The organism is Dolichospermum sp. FACHB-1250, assembly GCF_014696335.1.
Classification (GTDB): domain Bacteria; phylum Cyanobacteriota; class Cyanobacteriia; order Cyanobacteriales; family Nostocaceae; genus Dolichospermum; species Dolichospermum planctonicum.
In genome coordinates this window covers 38,547-55,777 of the sequence record NZ_JACJPZ010000007.1, presented here as the reverse complement: position 1 = coordinate 55,777, position 17,231 = coordinate 38,547, and the positions used below count along the sequence as shown (strand labels likewise).

The 17,231-nt window shown below is 37.6% G+C and carries 12 protein-coding genes and 3 pseudogenes; 4 read left to right on the top strand and 11 right to left on the bottom strand.

Annotated elements, in window-relative coordinates; all coding sequences use genetic code 11:
• Positions 1 to 5 precede the first annotated feature (5 nt).
• Positions 6 to 674, bottom strand: a complete 669-nt coding sequence (locus H6F39_RS03965; RefSeq protein WP_190371285.1) for a phosphorylase — start codon at positions 672 to 674, stop codon at positions 6 to 8.
• A gap of 77 nt (positions 675 to 751) precedes the next feature.
• Here H6F39_RS03965 and H6F39_RS03960 point away from each other — a divergent pair, with 77 nt between their 5' ends.
• Entirely contained in the window at positions 752 to 3,496 is a 2,745-nt protein-coding gene (locus tag H6F39_RS03960; protein ID WP_190396275.1) for an efflux RND transporter permease subunit, read from the top strand.
• Positions 3,497 to 3,631: 135 nt separating this feature from the next.
• On the opposite strand, the gene dnaG is transcribed toward H6F39_RS03960, so the two are convergent.
• The 4 genes and pseudogenes from dnaG to H6F39_RS03940 all read right to left on the bottom strand — a co-directional run.
• A complete protein-coding gene (gene dnaG, locus H6F39_RS03955) occupies positions 3,632 to 5,542 on the bottom strand; it encodes a DNA primase (protein WP_190371283.1) in 1,911 nt (636 codons plus the stop codon).
• A gap of 129 nt (positions 5,543 to 5,671) precedes the next feature.
• Positions 5,672 to 6,322, bottom strand: a pseudogene (locus H6F39_RS03950) (response regulator).
• Positions 6,323 to 6,390: 68 nt separating this feature from the next.
• Positions 6,391 to 9,432 carry a type ISP restriction/modification enzyme gene (locus H6F39_RS03945; protein WP_242028607.1) on the bottom strand — a complete coding sequence of 1,014 codons (3,042 nt, stop codon included), beginning with the start codon at positions 9,430 to 9,432 and terminating at the stop codon, positions 6,391 to 6,393.
• A gap of 385 nt (positions 9,433 to 9,817) precedes the next feature.
• A pseudogene (locus H6F39_RS03940) lies at positions 9,818 to 10,030 on the bottom strand (sensor histidine kinase); the annotation flags it as partial.
• 76 nt (positions 10,031 to 10,106) lie between these two features.
• Between H6F39_RS03940 and H6F39_RS03935 the strand changes: the two are divergent.
• Positions 10,107 to 10,598 carry a Spy/CpxP family protein refolding chaperone gene (locus H6F39_RS03935; RefSeq protein WP_137907068.1) on the top strand — a complete coding sequence of 164 codons (492 nt, stop codon included), beginning with the start codon at positions 10,107 to 10,109 and terminating at the stop codon, positions 10,596 to 10,598.
• Positions 10,599 to 10,688: 90 nt separating this feature from the next.
• Here H6F39_RS03935 and H6F39_RS03930 read toward each other — a convergent pair whose 3' ends face one another.
• Positions 10,689 to 11,054: a DUF5615 family PIN-like protein gene (locus tag H6F39_RS03930; RefSeq protein ID WP_137907069.1), complete on the bottom strand. Its 366-nt coding sequence runs from the start codon at positions 11,052 to 11,054 to the stop codon at positions 10,689 to 10,691.
• Positions 11,047 to 11,349 carry a DUF433 domain-containing protein gene (locus H6F39_RS03925; RefSeq protein ID WP_137907070.1) on the bottom strand — a complete coding sequence of 101 codons (303 nt, stop codon included), beginning with the start codon at positions 11,347 to 11,349 and terminating at the stop codon, positions 11,047 to 11,049. The genes H6F39_RS03930 and H6F39_RS03925 overlap by 8 nt, the downstream gene beginning before the upstream one ends.
• Positions 11,350 to 11,480: 131 nt before the next feature.
• Here H6F39_RS03925 and H6F39_RS21090 point away from each other — a divergent pair, with 131 nt between their 5' ends.
• Entirely contained in the window at positions 11,481 to 11,564 is an 84-nt protein-coding gene (locus tag H6F39_RS21090; RefSeq protein ID WP_370539363.1) for an abortive infection family protein, read from the top strand.
• A 4-nt stretch (positions 11,565 to 11,568) separates the two neighbouring features.
• Positions 11,569 to 11,661, top strand: a pseudogene (locus H6F39_RS21085) (abortive infection family protein); the annotation flags it as partial.
• A 147-nt stretch (positions 11,662 to 11,808) separates the two neighbouring features.
• On the opposite strand, the gene H6F39_RS03915 reads toward H6F39_RS21085, so the two are convergent.
• From H6F39_RS03915 to H6F39_RS03900, 4 genes are all read right to left on the bottom strand, one after another.
• Complete coding sequence (locus H6F39_RS03915) at positions 11,809 to 12,015, bottom strand: phycobilisome linker polypeptide (protein ID WP_027402734.1); 207 nt, start codon at positions 12,013 to 12,015, stop codon at positions 11,809 to 11,811.
• A gap of 219 nt (positions 12,016 to 12,234) precedes the next feature.
• On the bottom strand, positions 12,235 to 12,720 hold the full coding sequence (gene apcB, locus H6F39_RS03910; RefSeq protein ID WP_028084652.1) for an allophycocyanin subunit beta: 486 nt from the start codon (positions 12,718 to 12,720) through the stop codon (positions 12,235 to 12,237).
• A 68-nt stretch (positions 12,721 to 12,788) separates the two neighbouring features.
• Positions 12,789 to 13,274, bottom strand: coding sequence for an allophycocyanin subunit alpha (gene apcA, locus H6F39_RS03905; protein ID WP_028084653.1), 486 nt, complete (start codon positions 13,272 to 13,274; stop codon positions 12,789 to 12,791).
• 413 nt (positions 13,275 to 13,687) lie between these two features.
• Positions 13,688 to 17,080 (bottom strand): phycobilisome rod-core linker polypeptide, encoded by a 3,393-nt coding sequence (locus H6F39_RS03900; RefSeq protein ID WP_137907071.1) that lies wholly within the window; start codon positions 17,078 to 17,080, stop codon positions 13,688 to 13,690.
• Positions 17,081 to 17,231 lie beyond the last annotated feature (151 nt).

Sequence of the window (17,231 nt, the reverse complement as noted above, 5' to 3'; positions counted from 1 at the left end):
AGAATTCAGGGATCTGGCGTAAATAATAATTGAGTCACTGCTGTTAAAGCCTTGAGTCCTTTCAATGAACCAGTAATTAATCGCCTAGCTGACTGTGGTTGACGGATTAATTCCCAAGCTAAGGGGAAAGGTCGCAAAGAACCGTTTTCACTAATCGCGGATGTGATATTGGGGATATCATGGTGAGAATCATCGCTGACTACTCGCAATATAGCCACTTGTTTGTCTGGGAATTGGCGGAAAAATTCTAGGCAGGGATATCCTTCCATATCCACAACATCAGCACCGTATTGTTGATGTAAGTGGTGTTTTTCTGCGGCTGTACATACAATGCGATCGCTTGTGAACCCCCTGACTAAAGATACATGATCACCCAGTCGGGTATATATATCTGTGGTAAAATAATTATTACATTCTTGTAGATTTCCTTGATAAAGGCAGTTTTGATATAAAACAATATCTCCAACCTGGTATTTTCCGCTTAAGCTACCACATAAACCCATCATCAAGATAGAATTTTCACGGATGTGGGTTAATTTTTGTAAATATTCCTGCATCTGTGCGATTCCCATGGGGGTGGTTAATACCTGGGGTGGAGGACTGGGGATACAACTTAATCCACGACAGACGGCTTGATATTCTGCCCCCTGGGGGACTAAAATCAGAGTTGGCATTTTGTGGGGTAATGGGTAAAAACTATTCCCGATTGCGAATGACTAATGAATAATGATTAAGATAATAATTTTATCAGATGGTACAGACCAAAACAACCCAAACATCCGCCCGTGAAAGCTTTAATATTTCCAAATTAGCAATTAAGTTTTCTTGGTTGACGGTGTGTTTTTGGATAGGTGTAACGGTAGCTGGGGTTCTGGCATTCAGTTCTCTCAAATATGCTTTATTTCCAGATATCACTTTTCCAGTGGTGGTGGTAACTGTCCAAGCGCCCCTAAGCAGTACCCTAGATACAGAGGAAAAACTGACTAAACCCATAGAGGAAGGTCTAAAATCATTGGTAGGACTTGAGGATATTCGTTCATCAACTTATCCGGGTCAAACTGCGGTGGTTTCCTCTTTTGTTGTCGGTACAAGTTTAGAAACTGCGACTAACAAAATTTCCCAAATAGTTAATCAGTTAAATCTACCCAAGGATACAAATAAAAAAATCATCCCTTTGAATCTGAACGAATCAGCGACTGTTAGCTATGCCGTTGAAAGTTCCGTCCGGGATATTGATAATTTACGACAACTGGCAAAAGATAAAATTGTTCCGGCGATCGCTAAATTACCAGGGGTGCTGAAAGTGTCTCTGTTAGGGGGTGGAACATTAAAACCCCAACTGACTACAGTAACCAATGGACTCCAGCCACCCACTGGAACTTTAGTTAGGTTTAATGGTCAAGATGCTTTGGCTTTTCAGGTGATTAAAAAAGGTGATGCTAATACCCTAGAAGTGGTCAGTGGAGTAGAAAAGGAAGTACAACAACTAAAGGCTACTTTAAAAGATGTCACTTTGACTTTAGCTGCTACCCAAGCGGAATATATCCGTAATGCTACCCATTCTACTATAGATGCCCTGATAGAAGCTATCATTCTCTCGGTGGTTGTAATTTTTCCTTTTTTATGGAATTGGCAAGCTACCCTGATTTCTGCTTTAGCTATTCCCATATCTTTGTTAGGGACATTTATCGTCATGGCGATATATGGCTTTAATTTAGAAACCATTACCCTGTTAGCATTAGCTTTGGTAATTGGCTCAATAGTGGATGATGCCATAGTTGATGTCGAAAACATCATGCGGCATATTGAAAACGGAAAAACCCCACGGGAAGCCGCCCTGATAGCTACTAATGAAATCGGTTTAACTGTCACCGCAGCCACTTTAACAGCGGTGGCGGTATTTTTACCTATCGGTTTGATGGGTGGAGTCATTGGGCAGTTTTTTAAACCCTTTGGGATTACTGTTTCTGCGGCTATGCTGACATCTTTATTAGTAGCCCGGACTTTATCACCAGTCTTAGCTATTTACTGGCTCAAGCCTAAATCATCTAGTTCTCCCCAGAAGCAAGGTAGGATTTGGCTGGGATTTGAGCAAGCTTACCGCAATTTGTTAGCTTGGTCTTTACAGCACCGTTTGATAGTTGTGGGGTTAGCTGTAGTTAGTTTAATTGCTGGCATTGCCCTAATTCCCCTAATTCCCAAAGGCTTTATTCCCAAACTTGACCGAGGAGAATTTAATATTGTCTATACTTCCCTAGTACCTAGTCTTCCTGCGGCTCTTGGACAAGAGGTGCCAGGAGGAGGAGGACAACCAGGAGGACGGGAAACACAAAGGGGACGAAAAGATAAATTAGGAAGTTCGTCTTTGTCTGTTGCTGTGGATTTATCTGCTGACCCATCTCCTATTTCCATTTCTAATCTTTTAAACGATTCCTTGGATGTTGCTAAGAAACTGGAAAAAGTGGTGAGAAATTCCCCGGCAGTGGCCACGGTTTTTACTACTGTCGGTTCTCGTGAAGGTGAACCAAACAAAGGGACGCTGTACGTTAAGCTAAAAGCAGAACGAAAAGTGAAAACGGCTCAAGTCCAAGACCAACTCCGTGCTACTTTGCCAAAATTGGCGGGTGTCACCACAAGTGTAGAAGATATTCAATTTGTAGACACCGGTGGACAAAAACCTCTACAAGTAGCTTTACAAGGTAAAGACCTCCAGGCTTTGACTACAGCAGCTAAAGCGGTGAAAGCACGAATTGAGAAAATATCTGGTTTTGCTGATGTAACTATTACAGGTGAATCTCATCAACAAGATACAATTTTGCAAATTGAAAGGTTAAATCATCAGCGAGTGGTTTATATTGGCGCTAACCTGGGACAAAATCTAACTTTAGGTAATGCAACGGATATTGTGGTATCTGAGGCTCAGGCTGTCATACCTGCGGGTGTTTCTTTAAATTTAGGTGGGGATTCTGCCCGTCAAAATCAGGTTTTTGGCAGTTTTGGCACAACTTTAGGATTATCGGCGCTTTGTATTATTGTGGTGCTGATTTGGCTGTTTAAAAGTTGGGTAGACCCCATAGTTATTGGTCTTTCTTTACCTTTAGCAATTGTGGGAGCGTTGTTGGCGCTACTTTTTACCAAAAGTGATTTTGGCATGATATCTCTGATTGGTTTTGTGTTTTTGCTGGGAATTACTAATAAAAATGCGATTTTAATTGTAGATTACATTAACCAATTACGAGATTCTGGAATAGAAAAAACTGAGGCAATTCTCAAAGCAGGTCCTGTACGTTTACGCCCCATTATGATGACTACGGCAGCGACTATTTTGGGGATGGTTCCCATTGCTTTGGGTTTGGGTGCGGGTTCAGAATTGCGGTCTCCCATGGCTGTATCTATTGCCGGTGGTTTGGTCAGTTCTACTATTCTGAGTTTATTTGTTGTGCCAGTATTCTACGCGATTTTAGATGATTGGTTTCCCAGAAGGAAGGTAAATTAATAAGTTAATAAACTAGAATTAGATCTGCGACTTCTCTGAGAAGTCGCGGATTTTGTTGTTGATAATTTTTTTTTTGAATATTGACTTATAGCCATGTAGGTTGGGTCAGGAACTAAACCCAAGCTACAGAATTTCCTAAATTAAATCGTTAATAGAAAATTGTCGCTGTTTCTCTAAGTCTTGTAAATGGATTTTTTCTATATACATGGCTTCAGCATAATATTTAGATTTTTCTGGTTCGGTTTGAGGATCTATTTTTTCCCATTGTTCCCTAAAGTAATAATAGCGTTTTTCTCGGAATACTCTTTCCATGCAAGCTAATGCTGCTTGGATAACGTGAGGAGTTCGTAATATTTCTGTTTTATTTTTTTCATTGAGATGAAATATATGGGAAACTATGTCTAATTCTTCTGATAATTCTAAATATCTATTTTGCACACTAGAAATTAAATCAAGTTCATCTAATGAAAATTCTAACATTTGTTGCCATAAAAAACGATGATGAGAAAGACTAAATTCTAAGTTGCGGGTTTCTAAATCTTCAATAATTATTTGTCTTTGTTCGCAAGAATGAAGATAAATGATTAATAATAATGCCTCAGCCCGTTCTAGTAAAGTGCGTTCTGTATTAACTAAAGATAATTTTGGTTTTTGAGGTTGCGGTTTATTTATACGCGGACTTAGAGATTTTAGACTATTAGGTTTAATCTGAGTTAGGAGATTTTCAACTCTTAAAGGTTTAAGTCTACTATCTCCTAAACTGAGAATTTCTGCACAGTAAGAGACATAATAATTTAGTGTATCACTATTAACGATATTTTGCAATAATTTAATAATTTGTTGGGTAACTTGTTGAAAGTCGGTAGCTTGTTTTAAATCTCGATTTTTAATAATATTTTGAATTTGCCAATCTAGCCAAAGTGGCGCATTTGTTAATAATTGTTGATAATCGGATGCTGTATGATCATGTAAATATTCATCAGCATCTTTACCATGAGGTAAATTGAGAATTTTTAATTGTACTTCTCCTGTATAAACTAAATTAGCAATCTCACCAATTGCTTTTTCCGTAGCATTTATTCCAGCTTTATCTGCATCAAAATTGAGAGTTAATTGCTTAGATTCTGTATAACGTAATAATAGCCGTACTTGTTCTATACTTAATGCTGTACCCAAGGAAGCAACAGCGTTATTAATTCCGGCTGCATGGAGAGAAATCACATCAAAATATCCCTCTACAACTACCGCTTGATCAACTTTAGAAATAGCGTCTTTTGCTTCATCTAAAGCAAATAAAGTTTTCCCTTTACTAAATAATTCTGTTTCCGGAGAATTGAGATATTTTGGTTGTTCTTCCGTTAAAGTTCTGCCTCCAAAAGCAATTACTCTCCCTTGAAGATCACGAATAGGAATCATTAACCTATCACGAAATACATCATAATATCCTCCTCCTTCTTTTCGGGGTTTAATTAATCCTGCTTGTTCTACCAATTGTAGGGGATAATGTTTACTTTCCACCAAATAACGGTAAAGAGTTTCCCAACCAGCAGGAGCATAACCTAAACCAAATTGTTGAATAGTTTCCTCTTTAAATTGACGAATTTTTGTTAAATATTCCCGTGCTTTTTGTCCTTGAGATTGTCTTAAAGTGTGTTGATAAAATTGAGCAGCGGAAGCGAGAACAGTATATAATTGGTCACGTAAAGATATTTGACGTTGTAATTCTTGTCTTTGTTCAGGTTCTAAAGTTTTAACCGGGACTTGATAACGTTTTGCTAAATCTAGTACCACTTCCGCAAATTGACGTTTTCCCAAATCCATAACAAACTTAATTGCATTTCCCGCAGCTTGACAGCCAAAACAATAATACATTTGTTTATAAGGACTAACCGTAAAGCTGGGAGTTCTTTCATCATGAAAAGGACACAAACCCACAAAATCTTTACCCCGTTTTCGCAAAACTACATACTCTGATATGACATCAACAATATCAGCGCGGAGTTTAACTTCTTCAATAGTATCTGGATGTAAGCGAGGAATTTGCATGAGGAATCAACGATCGTAATCTAGATTTATTATACTATAATATATTTTAATTGTGTTAGTGGCTAGTAGGGTGTGTTAGCGACAGTGTAACGCACCAAACCCTGAAACACAGCATACTATAATACCCTGTTATAAATATGTAAAAAAACTATTAGCTAAAATAGCAGCTTGAGTTCGGTCTCTGAGATTTAGACGATTTAAAATATTTGTAATATGATTTTTGACTGTTCCTTCGGAAAGGTACAATTTTTCGGCAATTTCTCGATTATTATCACCAATAGCAATTAATCGCAGAACTTCTTTTTCTCTAGGTGTGAGTTCTGCTAAACTTGCTGGTACAGATGTTAAGTTTTGGGGTGAATTTGCAGGAAATTGAGTTAAAATTTTTTTGACTATTCCTGGTCATAATTGGGAATATCCCTTATTAACCGCGCGAATGGCAACTGCTAACTCTTCTGAAGGTGTATCTTTGAGTAAATAACCCATTGCTCCATTTTTTATTCCTGCTTTTACATATTCATCATCATCAAAAGCTGTGAGAATTAAAACTTTACTATGAGGGAATTGATGATTAATTTCTTTAGTCGCAGCAACTCCATCTATAATGGGCATTCTGATATCCGTTAAAATTACATTTGGTTGCAGTTCTCTGACTAAATTAATGGCAATTTGACCATTTTCTACTTCTTTGACAATTTTTATATCTGATTCTAGTTATAATAACGCTCGTAAACCTTGACGAATTAAACCTTGGTCATCTACAATTAAAATTGTGATCATGGTAATTGGTAATTGGTAATTGGATTCCCGACTTTTCTAATAATTCGGGAATCTGAATCTTGGGGTATTTATATAATAGGAAACTGAGGGATTATATCATCTATCTCTGTCATTAATTTAATTGTTTCTATGACGACAATAATGATTTGTTGATAATGAGTAATTTCCGCATCAGATAAATCTATGTTAGCATTTTTTCGGTCTTTTAACCATTTATCTAATACTTGATAACCACCAATTTTAAATTCCCACACTATTGGAGAAACTCCCGAAAAATAACAGTTCTGATTAATCAAAATTTGCTGTTTATTTGTATTATATTTAACTTGATTTATTTCATTTTTACCATCACCTTGATAATGAATAGCGCCTCTTTCTTCTCCATTAAATAAAGGTAAATTAGCAGTAGTAGAAGTTTCTGATTTAGTAATGGGAGTTGGGGGCAGATTTTTCATCAAATGTAAATTAACTAACTTTTCTCCTTTGATAACTAATTGATTAAATAATTCATTATTGCTAGTTAAAGGAAGACGCGGAAAATCAATCTTTAAAAACTGGGAGTATCGTTGACGATATTGAGGAGAATGAAACACAGCATAAATATAATAAAAGATATTTTCTGCTGTGGGAATATAACCTAATTTGGACTTAATTACAGTCAGAAATTCTGGAGAGAAATTAGGTTTTCTGTCTTGGGTTGTTTCGTTCTCTGGATAAATATAAAGAGGGAATAAATAATTAATTTCCTTGGTCTTATTAGAAATAGCACAAGATTCTATCATATCTTGAGTAGTACCAACTAAAGACCATTCCCCAGACTGAGATTGTTGTCTAACGGTAATTAATCCTAAATTATCACCTAATAACATATTTTTCATCACATCATTTCGAGGCATACAAATAAATCCCCTTGATTTACCTGTATAGTAGGTGTATTTGATATCAAAAGGACGATATAAAATCCGTTTAATCGAATTTCTATTTATTGTATTATTTTTATTTTGTTTAACTCTGCTTTTTTTAATATCATCTTGCGCTAAAGCAACTTGCCAATCTCTTGTATCCTTTCCTAAATTATACTTTTCTCTTGCCTCTTCTGGTGGTAAAAATGCAAAATCATTAACAATTTTTTCCACGTCTTCACGAGTTTTCTGAATTGTTAAAGAATCTCGTGCTGTGACAATTCCCACAGAATTAACAAGCATGATATCAGTTATTTTCCAACCTCGATTATATTCTGCTAAAGCATAAACATCTTGAGGAGTCAACAAATAAAAAGGAGAAATAGGATTGATTTTTTCCCATGCTACGGTTTTCATCGTTAATTCTTTCAATAACTCATATTTATGTTCACGAGTTCCCCATAAATCAGCATAAAAAACGCCATTATCTAGTGCATTTTGTTGATTAAATATAAGCTGATTTTTAGGAATATCCTTAACAGCAATTAAAATCGCTACTCCCTGTTGAATATCAAAGACATTTTGATCTATACTTCCATCTGGAGAAACTTCTTTTTTCTTAGCATTACCATGTAAATTCAGAATATAAATCCGATTAAAACTTTGTAATAAACTTTGACGCATTCCTCTAAATGTCGGGTTATCTAAATAACCATGATTGGTAACAAAAGCTAAAATTCCTACTCCTGTTTTATCAATTCTCCATTGTCCAAAGCGAATAAATTTTACATAATCATCTTGTAACCATTTGGGATTTTTTTCATCTAAAGATAATCCATCTATGTGATAATAATCTTTAACTAATCCTTCTATCCATTCATTTTTATTTTCTGAATGTCCCGAATAGGGAGGATTTCCTAAAACTACATGACTAGGGATTTCTGTTTTAATTGCTGCTGCTTGGTTTGCTTCTGCTGAGATATACTGGCCTAAAATTAATTCTGATTTTTTCACTCCTTCATTTAAAGCATTAGTTAAAAAGATATTTAATCTTTCTTTTTCTTGAAATTCATAACCTAAGTTTTCTAATAATAATCCCAGTTTTAAATGTGCAATTGTATAAGGAGTCATTAATAACTCAAAACCATATAAACGTTTGAGAACTTGTTTATCTCTAAATAATTGATTCCAACGGTTAACTCCATATTTTTCAAAGTTAAAATAAATTTGTTTAATGACTTCATATAAAAAAGTTCCTGTTCCCGTAGCTGGGTCTAAAATTGTGACGTTTTTACTACCCAAACCATCATCTAAATTAAAATCATTTTCTAAAATATGATTAACTGCTTTAACAATGAAAGATACTACAGGTTCAGGAGTATAATAAACTCCTCTACTTTTTCTTAATGATGCTTCATAAGCTGCTAAAAATGTTTCATAAAAGTGGACTATGGGATCTTGTTTTCGCGTTTCTTGTCCAAAGTTTTCTAGAATATTATTCATATCAACTTTAGCTAAAAGTTCCACTAAACTATCAATTGTCCAATTAATTTTACTGATGATATCTGTGGAAATGACTGTACTAAATAATCCTTGTAAAAAGGGAATTTTGTCACTAATATAAATACCCGCATTTTGACGATTAAATTGATATGTTGTTTGTCCATGACAATGGCCTACCCTAGCGGTAAATAAACCATAAGCTATGGTTTGAGCATACATATCAGCAAAATTATAATTATCTAAATCTGGTAATAGTAACTCTTGGAATAATAATTTTAATTGAGTTAATTCTCCTGTTTGTTCTTCGGTTTTCAAGGCTTCATTAATACTATAACGAATAGCTTTAGTTGCTGCGGCCATTTCCTTAGCTAAATCATAGTAGTTATTAATAGTTTTTTCTTGTTTGCTGAGAAATGATCTAATTAATTGTTCTGTTTCTAATATATTAGAAACAGGAATTATTTGATTGTTTTCAATTGTAGCTAAGGTGGTTTTTAATTGCAGTTTACCATCAAGATACCAATGAAACTGAAGATAATTAGTCAGGATAAGATTTTCACCAATGGATGATTCTAAATAACGTTGTAATTGTTCAGTTTTTTGAATTTTATCTAAGTTTTCTCCGATTTTTTTGGCTTCAATATAACCGAGTAATTGATTATTCTTTCTCACCGTAAAATCAGGAATACCTGCTTGATTTCCCAATTCTTCAACGGTGGATTTTATTCCTAAAATAACACTATTAATCAGATTTTATAATGTGGAGTATTGAGTGCGTTCACTGCCTTTTTCTAGTTTTGATTGCAGTTGTTGTAAGTAGTGTCTAAAGTCCATATATTTTCTGTGTTTTTCAAATAAATATGTGATGTTATCAATGATAAGTTACTATTGAAATACATCGTCATAATCAGGATATCCAGGAATTATATTACCAATTACCAATTAGTAAGCTCTACTAAATAACTGGTCACTTTATGATTATAATTCATTTTAAAGATGAAGGTGGTGAAATTCATGAATTTTTAATATTTCTTTACTTTATTTTCCGAGATAAATTTTCTAAAAACTATGATTTTGAGAGTAAAACAGTTTAATAGTTCAGTAAAGGAACTTGCACAATAATTTGATAACCTGCACCTAGATGAGTGTTAATTTCAAATTCCCCTCCTAATGCTAAAATGCGATCGCGCATACTTTGTAAACCAAATCCAGTCGGATTTTCACCTAAATCAAAACCTTTACCATTATCCTGAATTATCAACTTTAAAGTTGCTAAAGTTGTTGTTAATTCTAGATTAATTTCTGGATAGAAGTTAATATCATAGGAACATAAAAAACCGAAATAACGACAAATAACTACAAATAACCAAAGGGTAAATATGAAACTGAAGACATTATCACTGCTTGCTGGTACTCTGGCCTTAACTTTAATCGCAACTCCCTTTGCAGTGCAAGCGCAGAACAACCCACCCTTACCCCAACCTGGTCAAGAATTACAAAAAAGAGGTTTATTTAAACACTTGAATTTGACCAGTGAACAAAAAGCGAAAATGAAGGAAATTCACACCAATACCCGCGCTCAAGTTGACGCTATCTTGACCACAGAACAAAAAAATCAGTTAAAAACTGCAATGGAAAAACGTAAAGCTGAACGTCAACAAAGACAAGGACAACATCACAGTGGACATGAGAAAAAAGGTGATATTTTTAATTCTTTGAATCTAACGGACAAACAGAAAGATCAAATTAAACAAATCCATGATTCGGAAAGACAAAAAATGCAAGCTATATTAACTCCCCAACAGCAAGCACAAATGAAGAAATTCCGGGGAGAAATGCGTTTTCATCATCAACAACGCAACCCCCAATAATTCTGAGTCATTTAAATAAGAAAAATTAACTAAGGGTGGGTATAAAAGCCCAGCCTATTTTTGTATGACTGACTATAAAAGCTGGCATAATCAATAAACCCAGTTACTTAAAAACTCCACTTGTCCCTGCATATCTTCTGCTGATTTGGTGTTAATAAGTCGCAAAACTCCACGCATTAACTCGCCAATGCTGTATCTTTGCTGAGGTGCTAAAATTATTCCAGCGTGAGATGACTCTTCTTCGAGTAAAGTAGTATGGATATAATAGAAGTCCCTGGCATTAAAGCTAAATATAACTCGGTTATTTTCTTTAGCCCAACTTAGCTGTTCTCGATCTGATTTGTACAACATTCCCACATCTGCAACTGTTAACACATCTACATTGCGCGAACGTAGGGCTTGAACAAAATCTTCATCCATAGAGTCTTCGTCAATATAAAGCCGGATTTTATTCATCTGTATTTTTATCTTTCTGGCTGTGTAACTCTGCTAAATTCCAGTATTCTGCTTCTGCTTGGGCTAACTCAGTTTCAATCTGATGACGATTAACGTGGTAGTAAGCTAAAGCTGCATAAACTTGGGCAAGGTTGAGGTGACTTATCCGACGGGCAATTTCTTCAGCATTTGCACCTTGTTTGTAAAGAACAACCACCCGACTCACAGAAGTTTTAGTCCCTGTAATCACGGGACGACCATTATTGATATCTGGAGAACAGGTTACTAGCGTACCAATGTTAGTAGCAGTTGCCATGGTTGAGAGAATTTTTAGCTAGGGTTATTTAATTCTAGTTTATTATTGGCGCATCGCACCACAGGCGATCGCTTACAATGAATACTTGTCGGCATGATTTCCACTTTGTCATACATAGGAAAATACTTTAAATCCTTTCAGGTTTAACAAGTGTAGTTTCTGGTTTGGCTACATTACGAAATACAATGAGTGACTCTCATGTAATTTCCACTTAAACCATCAGAACATCATGCAAGATTAGCAGTAAACTCAGCTAAAACACTTTGCAATTTTCTTTTTGATACAAAAGAATATCAAATGAAAAAAAGATAAACTCTTACTACTCTCACTCTCTGCGCCTGGAGTGCTTCTGCGTGAGCTAAATTATCTGAATCAGCAACAGCGAAAATATAACAAAAAAAGAGGTCTTTTTAGACCCCTAAGAAAATCGAAATAAAATAAGCTCGCTATGTATAGAAATTAAGACAAACCAGCATTAGTACCTTGTTTACCAGTTGCTAATTCCACTTTAACAATCTTGCCACCCATTTTTTGAATCCGTTGTTGTTCACGGAACCAATTTTCATAGGGAACTAACTTAGTAAAGTAAGTGTTTTGTAATTCGCGTTGGGTGCGAGTACGAGATAGACTAGGAACACAAGCAGTTACTTTAAATAAACGAGCCATTTTTTTCAAATCTCCTCTATTTGTTTGTGGAAACTTTTTTATCTCAAAAATTTTGAGTGCAAATCTTTAATTAATCTTTCGCAGACTGGAAATCAACCATCAACACTAGACTGATAACACTTACAATCAAATTAGCAAGAGAACCTTCTAGCAATCATGATTGATTTCCAGACCAAAATACCAGTTTCGCACCTATATTACTAAGTGCAAACCTAACTCCTAGCTCAAGCCAGAGGAGATATAGTCGAAGTAAACGCCCATTTCTTTACCAGCGTCAGGACCTACCAAACTAGCGGTTACTTCCTTCATAGCTTGGATAGCTTGAACGGTAGAGCCTACGGGTACTCCCAAGGAATTGTAGGTTTCTTTCAAACCATTTAATACGCGCTCATCCAAAATGGAAGCATCACCAGCGAGCATAGCATAGGTAGCATAACGCAAGTAGTAATCCAAGTCACGGATACAAGCTGCGTAACGACGGGTAGTGTACATATTACCACCGGGGCGGGTAACATCAGAGTACAACAAGGACTTAGCTACAGCTTCTTTAACGATCGCAGCAGCATTAGCACTGATAGTACCTGCGGCACGAACGCGCAGTTCACCAGTAGCGAAGTAGCCTTTTAATTTTTCGAGAGCAGAGGTATCAAGGTATTTACCTTGAACGTCTGAAGAATTGATAACGGAGGTAATTGCGTCTTGCATTGTTGTTTTTTCCTTATTTCCAACCTTATTGTCACAGTATCAGTTTTAGCCGAGAATAGAGCTAAAACCTACTGCATTGCACCAACAACGTAGTCGAAGTAAGAACCAGCTTCACCTGCGTCTTCAGCAGACAACAAGGTAGCAGCAACGTTCTTCATAGCGGCAACGCCACCAGCAACTGCATCAATGGGAGTACCCAAAGACTTGTACATTTCCCGAACACCAACGATACCGATTTCTTCGATGGCTGTAACATCACCAGAAACGATTCCGTAGGTAACCAGGCGGAGGTAGTAGTCTAAGTCACGCAAGCAAGTAGCTGTCATTTCTTGACCGTAAGCGTTACCACCGGGGGAAACAACATCAGGACGTTTTTGGAACAGTTGGTCACCAGCTTGCTTAACAATGCGCTCGCGGTTTTCGGTCAATACTTGCGCGATGCGAAGGCGTTGTGCGCCACCAGCAACAAAACCTTTGATTCTATCTAATTCACCGGGGCTGAGGTAGCGAGCTTCTGCATCAGCATTCACGATAGCTTTCGTGACGATACTCATTAATGGATTCCTCCAAAACTAATGTAACCAGAGTTTGATTAAACTGGTACGACTTTATATGGTTGATAGTCAAGCCCGACATCTTGATTTACATTTCTAACCAGATTGACTGGATTTGGTGTAAACCAGATGGAAAACTCAAATACCTTCCGCAAAATATTGTCCAGTATTATGTTGAGCATTTATTACTGCTCTTAATATTTTGTAACATTAATTTTCAGATTTGCTCATTTTGAGGCAACAGGTAACAGGTAACAGGTAACAGGTAACAGGTAACAGGTAACAGGTAACAGGTAACAGGTAACAGGTAACAGGCAAGGAGGTAGAGTTATTACCAATTACCCATTACCCATTACCCATTACCCATTACCCATTACCCATTACCCATTACCCATTACCCATTACCCATTAACCTACCTATTGCTAGGACGACCTGTTAAAACAGCAGGAGACAAGCTAGACCAAGATTGTTTCACCAAATCAGCCTCAGCTTGTACACTACCCAAGTAGTTACCCGCTGGTAAAGAGGGATAGCGTTTGTAAGGTACTACGTCTTCACCAAAATAACGAGCATATTCAGGACTATTGACAATTCCCTCTACAGCAGCCCTTAAACCGCTATCAGCCAATAATTTGTTATATTGGCGGATTTCGCTCTGGGTAGCCGGTGCGCGTCCCAACAGGTGACGGAATAAAAATTCAATTACCTTGGTATTGGGATAAGGAGTATAGAACCGTTTGCGATAGATTTCGGAACTAGCTAATTCCAGGACAAACTCACGCACGGTAATTTCACCATTCCGTAATTTGCTATCTAAGTCAGAACGGCGGAAATAACCAGGAACTTGACCACTAAATACATCCATTACCTGACAGTAAATAGCATTAATTACCTGATTGGTTTCCGGGGAATTTGTGCCAGTAGTAGCGCGATAAATCCGAATTGGCTTGCGTCTGCTCGTGCCTACACCTACCTCTACAGACTGTCCACGTCCATCATTGAAAGAACGACCCAACTCAATAAACAAGGGTTTAGTCTTGTCCATTTTCTTACTTTGGGCTGCTAAATCAGCGATCGCCTTCGCCAAAATTGGTGTATTCTCAGTTTTAATCCGAGGCTTAACTGTTTTAAAGCTGGGAACAACCAAATCATCATTTTGCTTAGTTAGCTGGTTGTAAAGCTTTTCAGTATTGGGGAAGTTAGCAGCAGGTAAAGTGGGGAAGCGACGGTAAGGAACAGTATCTTCACCGAAGACTTGACGATATTCCACACTCTCCACCATAGAGCTAATAAAGGCACGAATACCTTGAGTAGCGAGAATTTGGTTATATTTGCGGATTTCTGCTTGATCAATCGGTGCGCGACCCAAGAAATGCTTAGTACCCAACTCAATTACTTTCGTGTTGGGATAAGGTGTATAAAACTCCTTCAAGTACAGGTTAGAGTAACCCAAACTTTGAATAAATTCCTTCACCGTAATTTCACCATTCACCAACTTACTTTCTAGACTCGTGAACTCGTTGAGAGAAATGTAAGGAGCAATATCTCGCTCGAAAATCTGGCGATAAGCACCGCTAATTACAGTATCAACAGCAACCTTATCATTACCGACTGCTGTTAATTTAAAGACCTTGGTTTGCTCACGTTGCTTAGTAACACCTTGATTAATGCGGAAATCAATATCTGGTTCAGTCCGCATTTCTGTAACTGCACCCAATTCCACAAAGCGCGGGGTTTCTTGTTTTTCAACATTGGCCAAATCTTCGCGGATAGTACTTACGCGCAACTGACGTAAAGATACACCAGCAGGAGTTAAATAGCGTTCGTAAGGAACAGTATCTTCACTGAATGCTTGGCTGTATTCATCACTGTCAATGATAGCATCAACAACAGCATAGAAACCCTTCTTAGCCGCCAGGTCAAAATACTTATTGTTCTCTTCCCGACCATAGGTAGGACGACCTAATAAGCGACGGTGAATATACTCAATCGCTTTACACACATAGAGAGAAGTCCAATACATCTTGCGGAATAAATCCGACTTAGCCAATATCCGTACAAACTCACGGACAGTGATTTCGCCGTTTTCCAGCTTAATTTCTGCAACTTTCAGCCGTTGACCTTCATAAACATCACGACCGAAAATTTGTAAGTATGTAGCCTTAATTACCGCTTGGGTAGAACTTTCAGAGAACTTAACACTTGCTCCCTTAGCCGCTTTTTTGCCAATAGTTCCTGGTAATTGGTCTAATTTGAAGACTTTAGCCCCTAGAGTCCCTGGAGCTACACCACGGGCTTTAGGGTTACTAAGTTGATTATTGATACCAGGTCCTTGGTGAATCAAAATCCGGCGGGTATCCTTACTAAAAGGTGCAGGGCTGCTGCTGGGGTTGCGAGTTTCTTTCGGGAAAATCGCCCCAAATTGAATTTCCAAGGGATCATTACCAGAACCATAAGGATGTTGATCAGGTAATGGCTGTTCATAAGCCGCAAAAGTTGTAATAAATTGAGGTACTTTACGGAAAGGCGCACTGTATTTAAACAGGTCTTGCTGTGGTCCCCAGTTGCGACACTCTTGAGCTTCTTGACCCAGACCCCGAATATAGGGTACTGTTTCTTCGCCAAAGTAATCGCTGTATTCGGTAGAATCTACCAAAGCATTCACCAAGGCCGCTAAACCGCCTTTAGAAACAATAGCAAAGTATTTTTGCACTTCTTCGCGGCTGGAAGGTCCCCGTCCTAAAATATGACGGAAAGCCAATTCAATTACCCGACTGTTAATAAAAGGCTGGTAAAATTGCTTTTGGTAAAGGGGAGACTTAGCAAGACGACGAATAAACTCCCGCATGGAGATTTCGCCATTTTTAACTTTTGATTCCAAATCAGAAATAGACAAGCTATAAGCACGGGTAATATCGCGCTCAAATACTTGACGATAAGCCGCTTTGATCACTTCTGTCTTTTCGCTAGAAGACAGACCCGGCTTCATAGCGTATTTGGGACGATTCTCAGCCGCGTTAGCGTAAATTTGGGGTAGTTGTAACCCTTGTTGATCACCAGTAGGACGTTGGCGAACTTTTGTGGAAGGTGTAGGCGCTTGAAATTCTGTGAGCAATACATCCATGTACTGAGTCACAATTTCTGTAGCTGCCGCGTCTTTGCGGAAATAGGATAAAGAAGCCACCTTGATCTCCTGTAAAGCCACTATAGTCGCTTCAGAAGAACAGGCATTTTCAATAATTTCCCGTAAACCTCTGGTATTCACAGAGATGATATTAGGGTCACCAGCGACAATGGCATAAGTAGCATAGCGCAAGAACCAGGATAAATCCCGTAAGCTCTTGGCCATGTTACCCGGACCATAACGAGCGACGTTAATGGGTCTAAAGCCCGGAGGTGTCGGTCCGCCAGCAGAAGTATTGAAAATAGAACGCAGGTTTTCCAAGAAACCACCACGACTTTCAACGTAGGTGACTGTTCCTAATTTCATGCCCTCTTGCAGACTAGCACCAGCACCGACCATTGCCAATTCTCGTTCTTGAGGCTTTTCTAAGAAAGCCATAGGTGAACCACCGACGAAAATCCGGTTAGCAGCGCGAGAAACGATGATTTCCGAATTTTCTGTGAGAATTTGGGCGATTTCTAAACGTTTTGCCCCAGAGGCAAAATAACTGACCAGTTCACTTAGTTCACCTCTTCCTAAAAAGCGGTCTTGTTGTTCCGCTTGGGAAATAGTGGACACAGGTAGGGTTTGATATAGTTGCGGACGCGCAACTGAGCTTCCACCGCTTGCCTTAACACTCATTAGCTTTTTAAAACTCCTATCATAATCGTTTATGTGTTAAGCCTGAGTTATTTATTTTTAAGGCTTGACATTTTTGCGTATTTGTGAATATGACGCTGGCAAAACCCAGTAAATTAACCCAGTTCAATTTTTAGATTAGAACGTTTTGTGT

Coding starts and splice junctions, on each gene's coding strand:
- H6F39_RS03900 (WP_137907071.1), bottom strand. CDS start 17,080: ATGAGTGTTAAGGCAAGCGGTGGAAGCTCAGTTGCGCGTCCGCAACTA.
- apcA (WP_028084653.1), bottom strand. CDS start 13,274: ATGAGTATCGTCACGAAAGCTATCGTGAATGCTGATGCAGAAGCTCGC.
- dnaG (WP_190371283.1), bottom strand. CDS start 5,542: ATGCAAATTCCTCGCTTACATCCAGATACTATTGAAGAAGTTAAACTC.
- H6F39_RS03930 (WP_137907069.1), bottom strand. CDS start 11,054: ATGAATAAAATCCGGCTTTATATTGACGAAGACTCTATGGATGAAGAT.
- apcB (WP_028084652.1), bottom strand. CDS start 12,720: ATGCAAGACGCAATTACCTCCGTTATCAATTCTTCAGACGTTCAAGGT.
- H6F39_RS03960 (WP_190396275.1), top strand. CDS start 752: ATGGTACAGACCAAAACAACCCAAACATCCGCCCGTGAAAGCTTTAAT.
- H6F39_RS03915 (WP_027402734.1), bottom strand. CDS start 12,015: ATGGCTCGTTTATTTAAAGTAACTGCTTGTGTTCCTAGTCTATCTCGT.
- H6F39_RS03935 (WP_137907068.1), top strand. CDS start 10,107: ATGAAACTGAAGACATTATCACTGCTTGCTGGTACTCTGGCCTTAACT.
- H6F39_RS03965 (WP_190371285.1), bottom strand. CDS start 674: ATGCCAACTCTGATTTTAGTCCCCCAGGGGGCAGAATATCAAGCCGTC.
- H6F39_RS03925 (WP_137907070.1), bottom strand. CDS start 11,349: ATGGCAACTGCTACTAACATTGGTACGCTAGTAACCTGTTCTCCAGAT.